The organism is Frankia sp. CgKIO3, from assembly GCF_977946435.1.
In genome coordinates, this window is sequence record NZ_CDWTMO010000084.1 from 1 (window position 1) to 17,993 (window position 17,993).

General features: G+C 70.5%; 17 protein-coding genes and 1 pseudogene. 9 read left to right on the forward strand and 9 right to left on the reverse strand.

The genetic code is table 11. From position 1 onward, the window contains the following. From AC08OJ_RS11325 to recR, 3 genes and pseudogenes are all read left to right on the forward strand, one after another. Positions 1-352: pseudogene (locus AC08OJ_RS11325) on the forward strand (DNA polymerase III subunit gamma and tau); the annotation flags it as partial. A gap of 21 nt (positions 353-373) precedes the next feature. Beyond that, positions 374-832, forward strand: coding sequence for a YbaB/EbfC family nucleoid-associated protein (locus AC08OJ_RS11330; RefSeq protein WP_476592778.1), 459 nt, complete (start codon positions 374-376; stop codon positions 830-832). Positions 833-847: 15 nt separating this feature from the next. After that, positions 848-1,447 carry a recombination mediator RecR gene (gene recR / locus AC08OJ_RS11335; protein WP_476592777.1) on the forward strand — a complete coding sequence of 200 codons (600 nt, stop codon included), beginning with the start codon at positions 848-850 and terminating at the stop codon, positions 1,445-1,447. Positions 1,448-1,545: 98 nt separating this feature from the next. On the opposite strand, the gene AC08OJ_RS11340 is transcribed toward recR, so the two are convergent. Beyond that, a complete protein-coding gene (locus tag AC08OJ_RS11340; protein WP_476592776.1) occupies positions 1,546-2,154 on the reverse strand; it encodes a hypothetical protein in 609 nt (202 codons plus the stop codon). A 606-nt stretch (positions 2,155-2,760) separates the two neighbouring features. On the opposite strand from AC08OJ_RS11340, the gene AC08OJ_RS11345 reads away from it, so the two are divergent. After that, the gene (locus AC08OJ_RS11345; RefSeq protein WP_462187030.1) at positions 2,761-3,213 is read left to right on the forward strand and encodes a hypothetical protein; all 453 of its coding nucleotides are present in this window, start codon (positions 2,761-2,763) and stop codon (positions 3,211-3,213) included. A gap of 128 nt (positions 3,214-3,341) precedes the next feature. Here the strand turns inward: AC08OJ_RS11345 and AC08OJ_RS11350 are convergent, their stop codons facing one another. Both AC08OJ_RS11350 and AC08OJ_RS11355 read right to left on the reverse strand, forming a co-directional pair. Then, a complete protein-coding gene (locus AC08OJ_RS11350; protein WP_476592775.1) occupies positions 3,342-4,340 on the reverse strand; it encodes a zinc-dependent alcohol dehydrogenase family protein in 999 nt (332 codons plus the stop codon). A 27-nt stretch (positions 4,341-4,367) separates the two neighbouring features. Further along, complete coding sequence (locus tag AC08OJ_RS11355) at positions 4,368-4,952, reverse strand: TerD family protein (protein ID WP_462187032.1); 585 nt, start codon at positions 4,950-4,952, stop codon at positions 4,368-4,370. Positions 4,953-5,234: 282 nt separating this feature from the next. On the opposite strand from AC08OJ_RS11355, the gene AC08OJ_RS11360 reads away from it, so the two are divergent. Together AC08OJ_RS11360 and AC08OJ_RS11365 are read left to right on the forward strand one after the other, a co-directional pair. Next, positions 5,235-6,503, forward strand: coding sequence for an aspartate kinase (locus tag AC08OJ_RS11360; RefSeq protein ID WP_476592774.1), 1,269 nt, complete (start codon positions 5,235-5,237; stop codon positions 6,501-6,503). 91 nt (positions 6,504-6,594) lie between these two features. After that, the gene (locus tag AC08OJ_RS11365; protein ID WP_476592773.1) at positions 6,595-7,677 is read left to right on the forward strand and encodes an aspartate-semialdehyde dehydrogenase; all 1,083 of its coding nucleotides are present in this window, start codon (positions 6,595-6,597) and stop codon (positions 7,675-7,677) included. 269 nt (positions 7,678-7,946) lie between these two features. On the opposite strand, the gene AC08OJ_RS11370 is transcribed toward AC08OJ_RS11365, so the two are convergent. The 6 genes from AC08OJ_RS11370 to AC08OJ_RS11395 form a co-directional block, all read right to left on the reverse strand. Further along, positions 7,947-8,150, reverse strand: coding sequence for a cold-shock protein (locus AC08OJ_RS11370; protein WP_009740954.1), 204 nt, complete (start codon positions 8,148-8,150; stop codon positions 7,947-7,949). Positions 8,151-8,556: 406 nt separating this feature from the next. Continuing rightward, positions 8,557-10,113 carry a CYTH and CHAD domain-containing protein gene (locus AC08OJ_RS11375; RefSeq protein WP_476592772.1) on the reverse strand — a complete coding sequence of 519 codons (1,557 nt, stop codon included), beginning with the start codon at positions 10,111-10,113 and terminating at the stop codon, positions 8,557-8,559. A gap of 167 nt (positions 10,114-10,280) precedes the next feature. Further along, entirely contained in the window at positions 10,281-11,081 is an 801-nt protein-coding gene (locus AC08OJ_RS11380; protein ID WP_462203199.1) for a CPBP family intramembrane glutamic endopeptidase, read from the reverse strand. A 56-nt stretch (positions 11,082-11,137) separates the two neighbouring features. Continuing rightward, positions 11,138-12,130 carry a cytochrome d ubiquinol oxidase subunit II gene (locus AC08OJ_RS11385; protein WP_476595703.1) on the reverse strand — a complete coding sequence of 331 codons (993 nt, stop codon included), beginning with the start codon at positions 12,128-12,130 and terminating at the stop codon, positions 11,138-11,140. Then, complete coding sequence (locus tag AC08OJ_RS11390) at positions 12,130-12,639, reverse strand: cytochrome ubiquinol oxidase subunit I (protein WP_476595704.1); 510 nt, start codon at positions 12,637-12,639, stop codon at positions 12,130-12,132. The genes AC08OJ_RS11385 and AC08OJ_RS11390 overlap by 1 nt, the downstream gene beginning before the upstream one ends. Beyond that, positions 12,636-13,712 (reverse strand): cytochrome ubiquinol oxidase subunit I, encoded by a 1,077-nt coding sequence (locus AC08OJ_RS11395; RefSeq protein WP_476595705.1) that lies wholly within the window; start codon positions 13,710-13,712, stop codon positions 12,636-12,638. The genes AC08OJ_RS11390 and AC08OJ_RS11395 overlap by 4 nt, the downstream gene beginning before the upstream one ends. Before the next feature lie 523 nt (positions 13,713-14,235). On the opposite strand from AC08OJ_RS11395, the gene AC08OJ_RS11400 reads away from it, so the two are divergent. The 3 genes from AC08OJ_RS11400 to AC08OJ_RS11410 all read left to right on the forward strand — a co-directional run bounded on the left by AC08OJ_RS11400 (position 14,236) and on the right by AC08OJ_RS11410 (position 17,969). Further along, entirely contained in the window at positions 14,236-14,763 is a 528-nt protein-coding gene (locus AC08OJ_RS11400) for a BlaI/MecI/CopY family transcriptional regulator (RefSeq protein ID WP_476592768.1), read from the forward strand. Between the two features lie 13 nt (positions 14,764-14,776). Continuing rightward, the gene (locus tag AC08OJ_RS11405; RefSeq protein WP_476595706.1) at positions 14,777-16,036 is read left to right on the forward strand and encodes a M56 family metallopeptidase; all 1,260 of its coding nucleotides are present in this window, start codon (positions 14,777-14,779) and stop codon (positions 16,034-16,036) included. 907 nt (positions 16,037-16,943) lie between these two features. Next, positions 16,944-17,969, forward strand: coding sequence for an ROK family protein (locus AC08OJ_RS11410; RefSeq protein ID WP_476595707.1), 1,026 nt, complete (start codon positions 16,944-16,946; stop codon positions 17,967-17,969). Positions 17,970-17,993: the final 24 nt, after the last annotated feature.

The window sequence follows — 17,993 nt, forward strand, 5'->3', positions numbered from 1 at the left end:
CTCCCCCGGCACCGGGCACGGTCTCGCCGGCCCGGGCTCTGGTCCCGATGGCGGCCCCGGCCCCGATGGCGGCCCCGGCCCCGATGGCGGCCCCGGCCCCGGGGGCGACGGGCCCTGGTCCGCCGCGGGCCGGGACGGCTCGTCGCCCGGATCGGCGAACGGAGTCGCCGCCGCTGCCAGTGCACCCCCCGCCGGGGACGAGCCGGGTCCGCAGCGTGAGGACGAGCCGTCCCTCGACGACGAGGACGTCCCGTCCGGTCCCGGCGGGGCTCGCGGGGGCGAGGAGGCCGCCGTGTCCCTGCTGCGGAGCGGACTGGGTGCCACGATCATCGAACAGATCTCGTCCGGCTGAAGGAGACGTAGGCTCATCGACATGTCTAACCCGCAGGACCGCGCCGGGAGTGAGGCCTCCGCCGGGGGCGGGGCGCTGGGGCAACTCTTCGAACAGGCGCAGAAGATGCAGGCCGCGATCCTCGCCACCCAGGAAGACCTCGCCACCGCCCGGGTGGACGGGACGGCCGGCGGCGGCTTGGTCCGCGCCACCGTCAACGGCGGCGGGGAACTGGTCGATCTGACGATCAGCCCCGAGGCGGTCGACCCTGAGGACACCGAGACGCTCGCGGATCTGATCCTCGCGGCGGTCCGTGACGCGACCACAAACGCCCACAAACTCGCCGCCGACCGGCTGGGCGCGATCACCGGTGGCCTCGGCGCGGGCGGCCCGGCAGGTCCGGGCGGCGCCGGTGGCCTCGGCGGACTCGGCAGCCTGCTGTCCGGTGGCGGCCTCGGAGGCCCCCTTCCGGGTGGTCCGGGCCTTCCCGGGCTCGACTGACAACCGGCGGCACCGGTGTACGAGGGCATCGTCCAGGATCTGATCGACGAGCTCGGGCGGCTGCCCGGCATCGGTCCCAAAAGTGCCCAGCGGATCGCGTTTCATCTGCTGGCCGCCGACCCCGTGGACGTCCGCAGGCTGGCCACCGCCCTGACCGAGGTCAAGGAGAAGGTCCAGTTCTGTCGGAGCTGCTTCAACGTGGCGCAGTCGGAACTGTGTCGGATCTGCGCCGATCCCCGCCGCGATCCGAGCTCGATCTGTGTGGTCGAGGAACCCAAGGACGTCGTGGCGATCGAACGCACCCGCGAGTTCCGGGGGCGGTACCACGTGCTCGGGGGCGCAATCAATCCCATCGGCGGTGTCGGTCCCGACGACCTGCACATCCGGGAACTCGTCGCCCGCCTGGCGGACGGCACGGTGACCGAACTGATCCTCGCCACCGATCCGAATACCGAGGGTGAGGTCACCGCGTCCTACCTGGCCCGGCAGATCGCTCCGATGGGCCTAAAGGTCACCCGCCTCGCCAGCGGCCTGCCCATGGGCGGTGACCTCGAATGGGCGGACGAAGTGACCCTGGGACGCGCCTTCGAGGGACGCCGCGTCGTCAGCGCCTGACACCCCGGCCTGCTGTCACCGGTCCCGCCCCGAAGCCACCCCGGCTCCACCGGCCCGCCGCCGGTCCCGCGTCGGGTTCGCCGGGGCCGCTGCGGCCGCTAGAACCCCAGGATGGGGGCGTAGGCCGAGCTGGGAATCGAGGCCAGGGTCAGCAGGACCACGCTGACGTCAAGATGGTCGGCCTCGGCGCTGAACACGGCATGTAATCCTCTGGTGCGGTAGATCCGTACCCCGGGATCCCGGACGACCTGTACTCCGAAGACGTTCGTCGCCCGTATCCACCAGACCCGCCCGGCCGCCCGGACCCTGACCTGACGGGCGTCCCGGCGCAGCCCGGTCGTGAGCCGGGCGAGTCGGGTGGCCGGCAGGCGGGGCTGATCCAGATAGCCGATGATGTCACGGTCGGAGCCGTGCACCACCAGCCGGACCGGCCGAGCCGCCGAACCCGGCTCGACGAGGTCGGCCTCCGCCGAGATCTCCCGGTCCCGCGGATACATCTCGGCCGCCCAGATCCCCTCGCCGTGCAGGACCCGTTTACCCTGCGGGCCGGCCCCGGGACGGCCGCGGGGCACCATGCCGCCGATGATCCGCCCGGCCCCTTCCAGCCGCCACGGGACGGAGACGACCACCCCCGACGGCACCGGCGTGGCCAGGTCGCAGACGGCTGGTAGGTGGCATATGCGTAGATCACGGACGCGCCTATCCATCCACACCGCTCAGGTCTCCGGCGCCGCGACGCCCCGGACCCACGCCGCCGCGGTACCCCGGACCGCCCGGCGAACCGCCGTCCTCACCGGAGGACATCCCGGTAGCTTCTCGCACCCACGCCACCCAAACCTCAAAATTGATTACTCTAAGTTATCTCCCTTACGCTACAGCAACCCTTCATCCATGGATTGTTGCCGAGTCGTTCCGCTACGCGGCCAGATGCTACGAAGCGCACCGATCTACCCATGATGCGCATTCGCCCGAGCATCTGCGCGGGCATCCGATGAATTCGTCGGCTCGCGCGTCGGCGTGGGAATCGGCCGGAGCATCGACGAACGCATCGAGACGGGCGGCAGCAAGAGCATTCAGAGAAGGTGGGACGGCGTCCGCGCGCACCTTCGCGCGAGCATCGGACGCCCGGATCCGATCCCGGGAGCGGTGGTACCCGCGCCCCCCAAACACGGAGACCACCAGGCGACCACTAATGGTGATCGCCGGAAGGCTCCACCATCACCCCGCGGTACGCATCCTCCAACCGGGACGTCAGGGTAGGAGGTACCCGGCGAACGCTCTGCCATCCGTCTGCCACCAGGAGGTCCTGAAACATGATCATCAGCTCACACGTCGGGGCGGGCGCTTTCGTGGGCATGGCGATCCGGCATCCGATGTCCGCCCTCGCCGCCGGCTTCGTCTCGCACCTGGTCATGGACGCGTTGCCCCACTGGGGAACGGGTCCGAACACCGAGCCGGAATGGCTGCCGATCGCACGCAAGGACGGCGTGGCAGGGCTCGCGGCCATGGCCTTGTTGACGGCGTCCGCCCCCGCCGGGCGCCGACTCGCCGTCCTCGCCGGCATGACCGGTGCCTGCCTACCGGACACCGACAAGGTGGGCCGGTACTTCGTCGGGGTGAGTCCCTGGCCGAGCCGGTTCGACCGTTTCCACGAAGCGATCCAGAACGAGGCCCGGCACCGCCTGCCGCGCGAGATTGCGACGGCCGCCGTACTGACCACCGCGGGCACCCTGCTCCTGCGCCGACTCGCGACCCGCGGCGACTGAACGCGGAAGCTCAGCGCGCCTCTCCCGGCGAGGTCGCCGAACTCCCGGTCCCTCCCGGATCTACGAACCAGATCCGGAAGGTCCGGCCCCGGCAGGACGGTCCGGCACCGGCAGGACAGGCAAAACGGTCAGGGCAGCAGCACGGCCGCGCCGGTGACCCGGTCGGCGGCGAGGTCGGCGAGGGCCCGGTCGGCCGCGGACAGCGGGTAGGGCGACACGGTCACCGCAAGCCGGTGCTCGGCGGCGATCGCCAGGAACTCCTCACCGTCGGTGCGAGTGTTGGCGGTCGTGCTGCGGACGGACCGTTCCTGAAACAGATGGTCGGAGTAGACGAGCGGCGGGATGTCGCTGAGGTGGATGCCCGCGATGGACAGCGTGCCGCCGCGGTCGAGCGCGGCGAGCGCCACCGGCACCAGGTCACCCACCGGGGCGAAGAGCACAGCCGCGTCCAGCGGCTCGGGCGGTGCGGCATATGCCTCGCCCGCCGAGGCGGCGCCGAGTTCCAGAGCGAGCTCGCGGGCCCGCGCCGAGCGCGTCATCACGTGGACGGTGGCGCCCTGGGCGATCGCCACCTGGGCGGCGAGATGAGCGGACGCGCCGAACCCATAGATGCCGAGCCGCCCGCCGGGCGGCAGCTCCGCCCGGCGCAGCGCCCGGTAGCCGACGATGCCGGCACACAGCAGCGGGGCAAGCTCCGCGTCGCTGTAGCCGTCGGGCAGCCGGTAGGCATAGTCGGCGCGCACGCAGGCGTACTCGGCGTAGCCGCCGTCGACATCCCATCCGGTGTAGGTCGAGGCCGGGCAGAGGTTCTCCGCTCCGCGCCGACAGTACCCGCAGGTCCCGTCGGTCGAGGCCAGCCAGGCGATACCCAGCCGGTCCCCTGTCCGCACGCCGCTCACCCCATCGCCGACCGCGTCGACCCGTCCGACGACCTCATGTCCGGGCACGGTGCGCGGTCGGTGCGGCGGGAGGTCACCCTCTGCGAGGTGAAGATCGGTACGGCAGACTCCGCAGGCGTCGACGTGGACCCGAACCTGGCCCGGCCCTGGCCGGGGCACGGGCAGCTCGGCCGGGCGCAGCGGGCGGGTGCTCATCGGCCCGGGAGCGACTACTTGCCAGGCACGCATTGCCAGGCACGCACCCGCTCGGGTAGCTCAGATGTTGACACCATGATCGCGCGCCAGACCACCGAGGTCGTTGTGGCCCTGACCGACGGCGCGGAACTTCCAGTCGGCGCCGTTGCGGTAGACCTCGCCAAAGATGACGACGGTTTCGGTGGAGTAGTCCTCGGACAAATCGTAGCGGACCAGCTCGTTTCCACCCTGGTCGACCACGCGGATGTAGGCGTTGCGCACCTGGCCGAAGTTCTGGTTCCGGTTCACCGCGTCGTAGATGGAAACCGGAACGATAATCCGGTCAATGTCGGCTGGAACCAACGCAAGGTTGACGATAACGGACTCGTCGTCCCCCTCGCCCTGCCCGGTCAGGTTGTCACCGGTGAGCGTGATCGCCCCCTCGGGGGACGCGAGGTTGTTGAAGAAGATGAAGTAGCCGTCGTTGAGGACCTTGCCGTCCGCCCGGACGCCGATGGCAGAGGCGTCCAGGTCGAAATCGGTCCCGGTGGTCGTGCGGGCGTCCCATCCGAGCCCGACGTTCAACGCGGTGAGCTGGGGGGTGCCGGCCTCGGCGGCCTGCTTCGTGAGGCTGACGTTGCCGCCCTTGGCAAGGCTGACTGCCATTGAGGATCGTCCTTCCTGAGCTGGTCCTCGGCGTCGGGGACCATCGCGTGGACCGCGTGCGTCGCAGTCGGTCGTGCGGGTGAGCCAGTCGTGCGGGTGAGCCGTGGTGCGGATGTCATCACCCTGGCACACCGGAAGGAATACGCCCAGCACCCCGTCGCCGGGGCGACATCGTCCCGGCGGCGGAAAAGGGGCACCGGACCAGATCCCGGCACGAACCGCCAGGCAAGGCCACCGGGCGACCGCGCTCGGTTAGCGGCCGCGCTCGGTAACCTGGCTGCCATGGCGCTCTTGGTCGCGAAGTTCGGTGGGTCCTCCGTTGCCGACGCGGACCGCATCAAACGAGTCGCTGAGCGAATCGTGGAGAACCGGCGGGCCGGCAACGACGTCGTCGTGGTGGTCAGCGCGATGGGTGACACCACCGACGAACTTCTCGATCTGGCCGAACAGGTCTCGCCGCTTCCGCCCGCCCGGGAGCTCGACATGCTGCTCACCGCCGGTGAGCGGATCTCGATGGCGCTGCTGGCCATGGCGATCACCACCCTCGGCGCCGAGGCCCGCTCGTTCACCGGCTCCCAGGCCGGAGTCATCACTGATTCGGTGCACGGCAAGGCGCGCATCATCGACGTTACCCCCGGGCGGATCCGCACCGCCCTGGACTCCGGCGCGATCGCGATCGTCGCGGGCTTCCAGGGTGTGAGCCAGGACACGAAGGACATCACCACGCTCGGTCGAGGCGGCTCGGACACGACCGCGGTGGCGCTCGCTGCCGCGCTGGGAGCGGACGCCTGCGAGATCTACACCGATGTGGACGGCGTGTTCACCGCAGACCCGCGCATCGTCCCCGACGCCCGCCGCATCGACACGATCTCCTATGAGGAGATGCTGGAGATGGCGGCCTGCGGCGCGAAGGTCCTCATGCTGAGGTGCGTCGAGTACGCCCGCCGTTACAGCGTCCCCGTGCATGTCCGATCGTCCTTCTCGGCGAAGCCGGGCACGTGGGTCACCGAGATTCCGGAGGAACAGCTCGTGGAACAGGCCATCATCCGTGGGGTCGCGCACGACCTCAGCGAGGCGAAGGTGACGGTCGTCGGATGCCCGGACAAGCCCGGGGTGGCGGCGGCGGTGTTCCGGGCCGTGGCGGAGACCGACGTCAACCTGGACATGATCGTTCAGGTCGGCTCGGTCGCCGGGTCGGGGCGGACGGACATCTCGTTCACCCTGCCCAAGGCGGATGGACGTACCGCGCTCACCGCGCTCACGAAGGTCCAGAGCAAGATTGGCTTCGAGCGCACCCTCTACGACGACCACATCGGCAAGCTGTCGCTGATCGGCGCGGGGATGAAGTCACACCCGGGAGTGTCCGCCCGGTTCTTCGGCTCCCTCGCCGACGCAGGGGTCAACATCGAGATCATCTCCACCTCTGAGATTCGCATCTCAGTGGTGGTGCGCGACACCGACCTCCCGCTCGCCGTGCGGGCCGTGCACGGCGCCTTCGACCTGGGTGACCCGGACGGCGGGGCGATCGTGTACGCGGGAACCGGACGATGACGTTGGCGACGTCGCAGGTCCTCGAGACGGCGGCACAGCGCGGCAGCTGGACACGCCGCGGCGGCACAGTGGCGAATCAGGAGGATGGATCGTGACGAGTAACGAGGCGGGCCGGCGACCGACGCTCGCAGTGGTGGGAGCGACCGGCGCGGTCGGCACGGTGATGCTGTCGCTGCTCGACGAACGCCCCGGCATCTGGGGAGAGATCCGGCCGATCGCCTCGGCCCGATCGGCGGGGCGGACGGTACGGGTGCGCGGCGCGGGCGTCGTCGTCCAGGCCTTGGCACCGGAGGTCTTCGACGGCGTGGATGTGGCCGTGTTCGATGTTCCCGACGAGGTCTCCGCCCGGTGGGCACCGGTGGCGGCGGCCCACGGCGCGGTCGCGGTCGACAACTCCGGCGCGTTCCGGCTGGACGCCGACGTGCCGCTGGTCGTGCCGGAGGTGAACGCCGACCAGATTCCCGCGCGGCCGCGGGGCATCATCGCGAACCCGAACTGCACCACCCTGTCGATGATCGTCGCGGTCGGCGCCCTGCACCGGGCGTTCGGGCTGGAGTCGATGTTCGCGGCCTCCTACCAGGCCGCGAGCGGTGCCGGGCAGGCCGGCATCGACGCCCTCTACGACCAGCTCACCGTCGTCGGTGGCACCCGCGAGCTGGGGCGGACCGCCGGTGACGTGCGTAAGGCCATCAGTGAGGACGGCCTCGGCCCGTTCCCGGCGCCGCTGGCGCTCAACGTCGTGCCCTGGGCCGGTTCGCTGAAGGACGGTGGCTGGTCCTCGGAGGAGTTCAAGGTCCGCAACGAGTCCCGCAAGATCCTGGGTATCCCGGATCTGCGGGTGTCGGCTACCTGTGTCCGGGTGCCGGTCATCACCACGCACGCGGTCGCGGTGCACGCCCGCTTCACTCGGCCGGTGACGGCGGACGAGGCGCGCACGGTGCTGCTGAACGCTCCTGGCGTCGCCGTCGTCGACGATCCGTCAGCCGGCGAGTTCCCGACCCCAGCCGACGTCGTCGGAACGGACCCGACCTGGGTCGGCCGAATCCGGCAGTCGCCGGACGACCCGCACGAAGTCGCGCTGTTCCTCTGCGGGGACAACCTGCGCAAAGGCGCCGCGTTGAACACCCTGCAGATCGCCGAACTTCTCGTGGCCGACGAAGCGATCGGCGGCTGACAAGCCGGCCCACACCAAACCGACATCACGTCTGATGCGAGACCTACGCGGCTCCACCGGTGAGGAGTCGAGCTGTACCTTTAATCAGGCGTTAAGTTTTTGGCCGAGAACCACGCCATGCGGGAACCGATGAACGCCCCGCGCTTTCCGGCTCGAGAAAATGATCGAGACAGCCAGGAAAAACATACCTTCTACCGAACTGGCCGAGAAGCGGTCAGCCCGCCCCAGGAGGACCCTTGGGCGGGCTAGCCGTTGAAGTCTCTCGTGGCTCAGACGACGCGGACGGCGTCGGCCTGCGGACCCTTCTGACCCTGGGTCACCTGGAACTCGACCCGCTGGCCCTCCTCAAGTGCCTTGTAACCGTCCATCTGAATCGCGCTGTAGTGAACGAAGACGTCGGAACCGCCGCCGTCCACGGAGATGAAGCCGAAGCCCTTCTCCGAGTTGAACCACTTCACCGTGCCCTGAGCCACGTGCCGTTCTCCCTGCTGGTGCAGTCAGGACCCGCACCGCGCGGGCCCCGGGCCGAACGTCAGGAAGCTGCAAGAGACCCTGACGTTGTTCCGCCGCGCCTCGGTTGAGACGCGAACCGCCGAACTCCGGCCAGGGACGACGCTACACGGACGGAGGCCTTCGCGGGAGTCCTCCGGGCAAGGAAGTCCGCTTCATGCCCCGGTCACAGAACAACGCAGCAGGTCCGGCCGCAGGCAGCTCCACCCGTCCCGTCCGGCAATCCGTCGAGCTGACAGGGATTTCCTGAGCGTGCCGGCCCGTGGCGGATGGTCGTGCGCCCGATGGCCCGGATGTGGCGCACGGATGGGTGACGCGGAGGAGGTAATCGGTCAGACCACGGCAGAGCCCACCCGGCACGGCCCCGGGTCAGCGGATCCAGCGGCGGTGCCGGGCCGCCGAGATCGCGGGCCACGCATCGAAGAAGTCTCGTTCCGCCATGCGTGCCCGGCACTCCTCCAGGCCCAGCAGGACACCCAGAGTAAACGCGGTGGGGGCGCCCTGGGCCTGCGCTGCCGTCCCCCAGTCCCCCAGCAGCCTGCGCGCGACGGTGGCGTCCTGATGGGTTCCGAGCAGCTCCTGCGCGATCTGGGCCTGCTCGACCAGCCGCGCCGCGTCATTCCCGTACAGCGGCGCGACGGCCTCCGCCGCGTACCGCAACCGCTTGGCCTGCTTGCGGGCGGAATGCAGCAGTTCGTCCCGTTCCTGGCCGACCTTCAGAGCGGTCGCGGCGCGGACCTTCTTCGCCAGCTTCCGGTCGGCGCCGAGCAGCAGGTCGGGAAGGGCCTTGCCGGCCGGACGGACCGCCGCGGGGGTGAGCGGGCCCCGCAGCAGGGTGAGCAGGTTGGAGACGAGGGCGAAGTACCGGTCACTGCGCAACATGGCCAACGCCTCCGCCCGGCCGTTGGCCGTGCCGGCGCCGAGGTGCGCGGTGACCGTCTTGTGCACGGGCCCCGCGACCAGCTCGGTGGGCAGCTCCGCCAGGCGGGTCTCGAAATAAGCGGCCTGGACCTCGGCGTCGCGGGCGCCGGAGAGCGCGCCGGCGAGGTCCCGCAGCTCGCCGTCCAGGAAGAGCGCTCTCTCGGGCGGGAACAGCGGCGCGAACGTCCGCAGGGTGCTGCGGGCCCGACGGCAGGCGACGCGCATCTTGTGGACCGCCTCGGGCTCGTCGAGCCGCACCCGCGGATCGGCCGCGAGCAGGGCACGCGCCTGTTCGATCAGGTAGGCCCGTACCACCTCGCCCGCCGGCGTCCTGCGTCGTGGCTTGCGCGGCGGCGAAGGGACGTCCGGCCTGGGGCCGGCGGCCAGCGCCTCACCCAGGACCCGCGCGAGCTTCGAGGAGTCCACCGCCGGGGTGGCGCCCGCGGCCGTGAGCAGACCGGCGACCTCGTCGAGCACCTCGGGCCCGCCGTCGACGAGTTCGACCTCGATCTCCCGCCAGCTGCTCAGTACCGTCTTCTCCCCCAGAGTCTGCGCGGAGACCTGGTCATCGACGACCTCGGCCAGGTCGACTCCGACCGTGCCCCGCAGCCGGCGCGCTGTCCGCAGCGTCCGCAGCCTGGCGACCGGCCGCAGCTCGGCGCCGCGCAGATGGACCGACACCAGATCGACAAACTCCGCGGGAGGGCTGTACCGCGGGCCCAGGGTCACCCCGCCCACGCCCTCGTCGAGCGGGAGCTCGTCCCGCTCCCCCACCCGGACGGGCAGCTTGAGGTGCCATCCGGCGTCCGCTCCACCGGTCCGACGCCGCAGTGTGATCTTGTTACGGGCCAGCCGGAGATCGTCGCTGTCGTAGTAGACGGCCTCCAGACTGACGGTCTTGCGGGTGCGCGCGGTGGCGACGCCCGCGACCTCCCCTAGCTTCGGGAGCACAAAGGTCGGTTCGACCGAGAACTTGCGCTCGATCTCGCGGATTCCGTTGACCATCGGTCCTCCCCGACCAGCCATACCGCGGCAGGCACTCGACGGCTACGCCTTCCGGCGCCCCGAACCCGCCAACGTTGACGTCCTCGAACGATCCACCGCCCCGCGGTGCACCATTGAGATATGCATCGTACGCCCAGCAGACGATCTATATTTCCCCACCCGTAACCTTAGCGCGACGCCGGGATCCAGGAGATCTTTCCGACCAACGCCACGTATCCGACGAACGCGACGGTGTCGATGAGTGCGTGGGCGATGACGAGCGGCAGCACCCGGCCGGTCCGCTGGAACAGCCGGCCGAACAGCAGGCCCATCGCGAGGTTGCCGGCGAACCCACCGAGCCCCTGGTAGAGGTGATAGGAACCGCGGAGCAGGGCGCTGGCCGCCAGCGCCCGGTTGGCCGTGACACCAAGTTCACGCAGCCGTACCAGCAGATACCCGGTGACGATGACCTCCTCGGCGAGGCCGTTCTGCGCCGCGCTGAGGACCAGGACCGGCACGCGCCACCACACGTCCGGCAAGCCCGACGGCGCGACGGTGAGGTTCGCCCCGCTGTGCCACGCCAGGAGGTAGAGGCCCAAGCCGAGCCCGCCGACCCCGGCCGCGATCGCCGCTCCCCGGCCGGCGTCGCGACCGGTGTGCCGGCCGTCCAGGCCGATCGCCCGCGGTCCGCCTCCGTGCCTCGTCAGCAGGTATACGGCGAGCAGCGCCGGCACCAGCCCGGTGACCAGGTCAGCGAGTTGGAGCGCGAGGTCCAGCCAGGGCCGTCCCGGCGCCGCCGAGGTGTTCAGCCGGGCCACCTGGGAGCGGACGGGGCCCGGCCGGGTCAGCACCCCGACGTAGCGGATGACCGCGAACAGCGCCGAGGTGGCGAAGGAGACCCCGAGCACGAGCCAGATCTCGACGACGAGCTGCCGGCGGGTGAGCGGCTCGCCCGCGATGACCGGCGCCTGAGCGGGGGCAGAGGTCACGCGACGACCGTAGCCCACCGCCACGGCGGGCCGGTCCGATCACTCCGCCGGCCCGATCACTCCGCCGGTTCTGGTCGGGAGAACAGCCGGAACAGCATCATCAGGGACGGCACGAGCACCACCAGACCGCCGACGATGGCGAACAGCATGGCCCGGATGTTCGCCGTCGGCGCCGCGGCCGTGTCGACCGTGGCCTGCCCGACCACCAGGTCCGGGTACTGGGCCACCGCCCAGCCCCAGAGCATCGCGCCGACGGCGAGACCGGCCGCGATGCGGGCGGCACCGAACTGCTCGCGCCAGAGTGCGACGAGGGCGCCGATCCCGCCGAGGGTGGACAGGGCGACCAGGGGAAGCGAGCGGTCCCTGAACCGGCCGGCGACCTCCGGGGCGTCCGCCCACAGGAGGGGCAGCAGGATCGCGGCGAGTGCACCGCAGAGCACGGCGCCGCCGATGGCCCGCCGGCGGAAGTCGGCCACCAGGTGCGCGGTGGCCGGGGAGGATGCGGCGTCCCGGCAGAGGTAGACGGCGGTGAGGAAGGCCGTCGCGGCAACCGCGAAGGCCCCGCAGACGAGCCCGAACGGGCTGCGCACCGGCGCGAACGGGTCGTCGGTCGACAGATCACCGCTGGCCAGGGCCGCACCGGCCATCCCGAGCGCGAACGGGGCGATCGTCGAGGACACCGCGAAGACGTGCCCCCACCAGTGGTCGGGACCGGCCCCACCCGCCCCGTAGGACCGGTACACGTACGCGGCACCACGCAGCACGATGCCGACGAGGGCCACGGACAGCGGCACCTCCAGGGAGGAGCCGATCACCCCGTAGGCCTCGGGAAACCCGCTGAACATCGCCACCACGATGAAGATCAGCCAGACATGGTTGGCCTCCCACACCGGGCCGAGTGATGCCGAGATCAGTTTCCGCTGGTCGCCGGCGTGCCGTCCGCGTGCCAGCAGGTCCCACACCCCGCCACCGAAGTCCGCGCCACCGAGCAGCGCGTAGGCGGTGAGCCCTGCCACCATGATGATCAGAAGAAGGTCAGCGCTGGTCATCAGTCTTCTCCCCGCCCGCCGAAACCGGTGGTGCCGTCGGATCCCGTTCCCGTTGTCTCACCCGGGTGCGCCGAACCTCGGGATCCCTCGGGACCGCCGCCGGTGCGCCGCCTGCCGGACACCGGCGGTTCGACCGGCGGTTCGACCGGCAGTTCAACCGCCGGTTCAACCGGCGCAGGTTCGGGCCGCGGCTTCGGGATGGACGGCGAATCGGAATCGGTTGTCCGCCCGGACCTGGCCGGGCTCGCCTCCCCCGCGCCGTGAACGGCCGTGCGGTGGACGCCCGCGGCGGGCCGCCCGGACCGGATCTCCGCGACGGCCGGGCCGCCGGTGGCCATCCGGCGCAGGATGAGGATCAGCGCACCCGCGAGCCCCAGGTACAGGACCAGGGAGCCGGCAAACATCGGCGCGACCCCGTCGGCGCCCGTCACCGCGTCGTGAACCCGCATATGACCGCCCACGATCCACGGTTGACGACCACCCTCGGTGACCTCCCAGCCAGCCATCATCGACAGCGCGGACGCCGGTCCCGGCGGCGCCGGCGGATGACGGCGGCACCGGTCAGGGCGGACAGTCCGATCAGCGCAGAACCGAACCCGACCATCGTCGCGAACGACCCGTGCACCAGCAGGCCGTTCGGGCGCTCGTCCGGCGGGGCGGCGTCCATACCGGTGATCACGTGATCGGTGCTGAATCCCTCCATCAACGAGAGCAGACCGGGGATCTCCAGCCCGTAGCGGACCTCGCCGCTCTTGTCGTCGTAGAACCCGCCGAGGGTCAGCGGCGCGTGCGACCTGGTGTGGTAGAGCTCTTCCATCGCGGCCAGCTTGAACGGCTGGTTGGCCCCGACGACCCGGGCCGCCCAGTCCCCCACGATCAGCTGAAGCGGCGCGCAGACCAACACCACCGCCAGGCCGATCCGCAGCCCGCGCTGGTGGTAGGCGTCGCGGCGACCGCGCAGCATGCCGACCGCGTAAATACTGGCGACGGCCCCGCCGGTGCACATCAGCGCGGCCAGCAGCATGTGGACCAACTGGGGCGGAGTCCCCAGACTCAGAAAGGGCGCGAACGGCTCGGCGGCGACGACCTTGCCGTTCACCTCGGTGATCCCCCGTGGCACGTTCATCCAGGCGTTCACCGTGATGATGAACAACGTCGACAGGGTGCCGGAGATAGCGATCGGCCACAGCGTGAGCCAGTGCGCGCGCGGCGACAGGCGCTTCCAGCCGTACAGGTACATCCCGACAAAGATCGCCTCGGTGAAGAACGCAAAGCCCTCCAGGGAGAACGACAGCCCGAGCGCACTGCCGTACTTCGACATGAACGCGGGCCAGAGCAGGCCGAACTCGAACGACAGCACCGTTCCCGAGACGGCCCCGACCGCGAACAGCACGGCGAATGCCCGCGACCACTTCTTCGTGAGCGCCAGCCAGGTCTCGTCACCGGTCCGCACCCAACGCCCCTCGGTGTAGATCAGCAGCCACGGCATGCCGACCCCGAACACGGCGAAACAGATGTGAAACGCGAGGGAGAACGCTGTCTGGGCGCGGGCAAGGTCGACGGCATCAGCGGCGAGAACCATGCGCACAGCTCCTTCGGTGGACCGCGAGGGGAAAAATCGGCCGAGAGCCAATCGATCCTCTACGAGGCATGGAGGTTTCTACGGTATGTAGCCAATTCTCCTGGCGACGAGCAAAGCGCAGTGAGCTCGATGACATGGTCAAGACCGACGGCACCACCGACGGCGCTGTCGAGACGTGCGCCACGGTCGACGGCACGGGGCGGGACCGGAAGACGCCTCCATTGCAGCTGTCAACCTGTTCGATTGATGGCCCGTTCGGCGGATATATAGTTTTATAAGTTATAAAGATGTTTCCTTTTAAAGAAATTCGGGCCGCATAAACGGCGGCGGATCAGTCAGCCGGCGGGTTCGCACTGGTCCGGAGAGCCGGGCGCCGGGTGGGAGCCGGGAGGCAGATCGGGGGCCGGAAGGCCGGTTCCTCCCCGACGGCCGGCACCGTTGCCGCGTGGCTGTGACGCAACAGGCCTCAACGAAGCACCCCGTTCGGTCCCACGAATGTTCTACGCCACGTAGGATTGGCACCATGGCGCGCCTGGGTGACCTCGAACGGTCGGTCATGGACGTGTTGTGGGCGAGCGACGACTGGCTGACGGCCCGTGAGGTCGCCAGTCGTCTCCAGCATGAACGCGATCTCGCGTACACCACCGTGCTGACCGTGCTCGAACGGTTGGAACGGAAGGGATTCGTGCGGCGTCAGCGTTCGGCGCGTGCGCATCGCTACGCGGCCAGCGACAGTCGCGAGGCCGTCGTGGCCGAGGCGATGATGGAAGCGCTCGGCACGGCGGACGATCGTGGTTCCGCCCTGGTCCGCTTCGTGGGGTCGGTGTCCGCGGAGGAGGCCGAGATCCTTCGCCGTGCCCTGGAACCCGCTGGTCCCGGGGAACCCGGCATCTTCGTGCCTGACGGAGAGGTCCCGCAGGCCGAGGATCCGTACACGGAGGCCCGGCGCGGTCCGGCGATCGGCGACCCGCCCCGCAACGACCCGGAGCAGATCGTTCCGGTAGCCACCGACTCGGATCGAACGGCCCAGATTCCGCCCGACCACCGGTAGCGTTAGCCGGGACATGACGACCGCGGCACTTCTCGCCCTGTTCGCGGGCGTGTTGGCCTGGCCGGTCCCACGCCTGCTGGCCGCCGCGCGCTGGCCCTACCGATGCCCACGGGCGGCGATCGTGCTCTGGCAGGCGGTCGGTCTGGCCGGCGGGGTGTCGGCGCTGCTCGCGGCGATCGCGTTCACCGTCTCGCCGCTGTCCAACGACACCCCGACCGCCATCGCCGACCATCTCGACAACATCGCGGCCAGCGCGCCGCTGACGGGCCTGGGTCTGGTCAACCTCATCGGCCTCGCCGTGGCGGCGGCCTTGGCCTCCCGACTGTTCGGGGTGCTCGGCACCTCCACCGCAGCCACTCTTCGCGAGCGTCACCGACACCGCGACCTGGTCGATCTGGCCGGCCGTCGGCATCGCCGGCACGAGACCTGCGTCCCACCCGACCATGCGTCCCATCATTCCGGCACAGCCGCGGACTCTGGCACAACCGCAGGCCCCGGCACAGCCGTCGGCGGCGGGGGCGCAACCGGCTGCTGCCTGTGCGAACGCCGGGACCGGTCCGGCATCCTGCTGCGTATCCTCGATCATCCCGTCGCGGTCGCCTACTGCGTGCCGGGGGTGCGGCACGCCCGGGTCGTGGTTTCCCGCGGGCTGCTGAACACCCTCGACGCCACCGAACTGGACGCCGTGCTCGCCCACGAGGCGGCCCACGTCGCCAGTCGTCACGACCTCGTCATCCAGCCGTTCGTCGCATGGGAGCGGACCTTCCCGTTCCTGGGCCCGGCCAGGGAGGCGACCGCGGCCGTCTCGCTCCTCGTCGAGATGCTCGCCGACGACGCGGCGGCCCGGCAGACAAGCCACCGATCGCTCGCGCGGGCCCTGGCCCGGCTGGGCGGGGCAAGGGCACCGGTCCCCGCCGGGGCGCTGGGGATCATCGGTTCTCCGGCCACCGTGCTGCCCGCGCTCGGCTCCCACGATCCCACGGCGGTCGACGTCCGCGATTCCAGCCCGCCCAGCCCAGGCGCCGACCGGCCAGATCCCGGCGGGCCCCATCCCGACGGGCCAGACCCCGGCGGTCCCCACCTCGGCGATGCGGCGCCCGGCCGGACACGACCGGTCGGCGGCGGCCCCCGGCGCGGCACGGCCAATCCGGTCATCTCGCGGATCGCCCGGCTCCTCGACCCGCCAGAAGTGCCGTGGTGGATGCCGCCGTGCGCCTACTTCGGGGCGATCATCGTGCTCGCCGCGCCCCCGCTCATTCTCCTGGTCGGCTGACAAGACCCCAGTACGGGGCGTCCGGCCCCCGGCGACAAGACACCGATCAGCAACGTTGCGCCATAGCTCGACAACGGAAGGCGATAATCTCTACTTTTTTTATTGACAAGCTGAGGAATGATAGCTACTATCAGCGTCATGAGCCGGCACCCGCTTCTGGTCTGCCGTGCACACATTGACTTTCATCGCGTCGCGAGCGCGCTCTGTCGCCCTCACCATCGATCCCGCTGATCATCAGACTCCGTTCCGCTGACTGGCATCCGTCACCGTAAGCCCCCGGCGCCCGGTGACGGCACCTGCCGTCTCGTGCCCGAGCCAGCCAACAGCAGCCGACCTGATGTCAGCGAAGAGTGGGCCCCTCCCTCCGGTCCACCGTCCTTGTGGTCAGCCGTGCCCCCGGTCCTGACTTCTCCGTGCGTTCCACCTGCCTGTGTTTGCACGCCTTGCGCGTGCGCGGCGACGAGAGGCCCGCCCCGTCGGCCGCGCGGTCGCATCACGAGGAGGTTCTCCGTGCCCGTACGCGACAAGGCGCCAGTACGCGACAAGATGTCGGCGCGGGAAACGCTGCCGGCGCAGGGAAGGCCGCGGGCCGCGGCGGGGGCCGTCTCCAGGCTCGGAGCCGGGAGAACCACTGCCGGCGGCACGGGCAGCCCAGGCGGCTCCGGCGGCCCCCAGTGATTACGGTGCCCCGGGTGGCTCCGCGGGCTCCGCAGGCTCCGCGGCGGCGATCCTGCGGGCGGTCCTCGACCACGGTCCGGTTGCCCGCACCGCCATCGGGAGGGCAACAGGGCTCAGTCCGGCGGCGGTCTCCCGGCAGACGGCCGGGCTGATCTCCCTGGGTCTGCTCCGGGAGCTTCCCGCTTCCTCGCTGGCTCCCCGGGCCGGGCGGCCGCACGTGCCCCTGGACGTGGACACCGACCTTCATCTGGCCTGCGCCGTCCCGTTCGTCACCTTCAGCCTTGTCGACCTGCGTAGACAGGTGGTGGCGCGGGAGCAGTTGCCGCGGGAAGGTGGCCCGGCGGACGTCCTTCGGATGATCGCCCGACATCTGCCCGGCTTCCTCGCCCGGCATGCCCGGGGTAACCGTGTCCTCGGCCTCGGCGTCGTCACCGGCGGCCGGGTCGACCCCGACCTCGGCGTGGTGATCGAACACGAGCCCCTGGACCGGCATGACGTGCCGGTCCGGGAGGTGCTGGCGGCGGCCACGGGCATGCCGGTGCACGTCGACGGGCACGCCCGCGCCCTGGCCCAGGCGGAGATCCTCTTCGGTGACCCGCGCGCCCGGCGCAGCCTGCTGCAACTGTTCGTCGGCAACGTGGTCGACGCCGCGTTCGCCACCGACGGATCGGTGCACATCGGACCGCACTCCGCCGCGGGCGGCATCGCTCACCTGCGGCTCGCCGACAGCGACGCCCCGTGCCGCTGCGGCCGGTCGGGCTGCGCGCAGGCGGCGCTGTCGGAACGGACCATGCTGCTGCGGGCGGCCCAGGACGGGATCATCTCTCGTCCGGACCTGCAGGTGCTGCTGCACGCCGGGCTCGCCGGCGACCCGCGCGCGCTGTCGCTGTTGCGCGCCAGGCTCCGGCTGGTGGATCGAATGATCAGCCTGCTTATGGACATGATGGACCCGGAAATCGTCGTTCTCACCGAGGCCGCCACGCTCTCCCTGCCGGATCTGTTGGTCGACCTGCACGAGGAGATCGCCGCGCACTCACGCGTGTACACCGATCCCGAGCGGATGGTGCTGCCGAGCAGCTTCGGCATGAACGTGCTGGCCGTCGCCGCGGGAGCGACCGTCCTCGACGCGGTCCACCGCCGCCCACACAGTCTGCCCGTCTCGCTGCCCACCCCGATGCCATCGCGGACACCATCACCGACGGCCTCACCGACACCGACACCGACAGTCGCCGCAGCCGCCCGCCGGAGGTATTAATTCCATCAGAACACAAAGGGATCG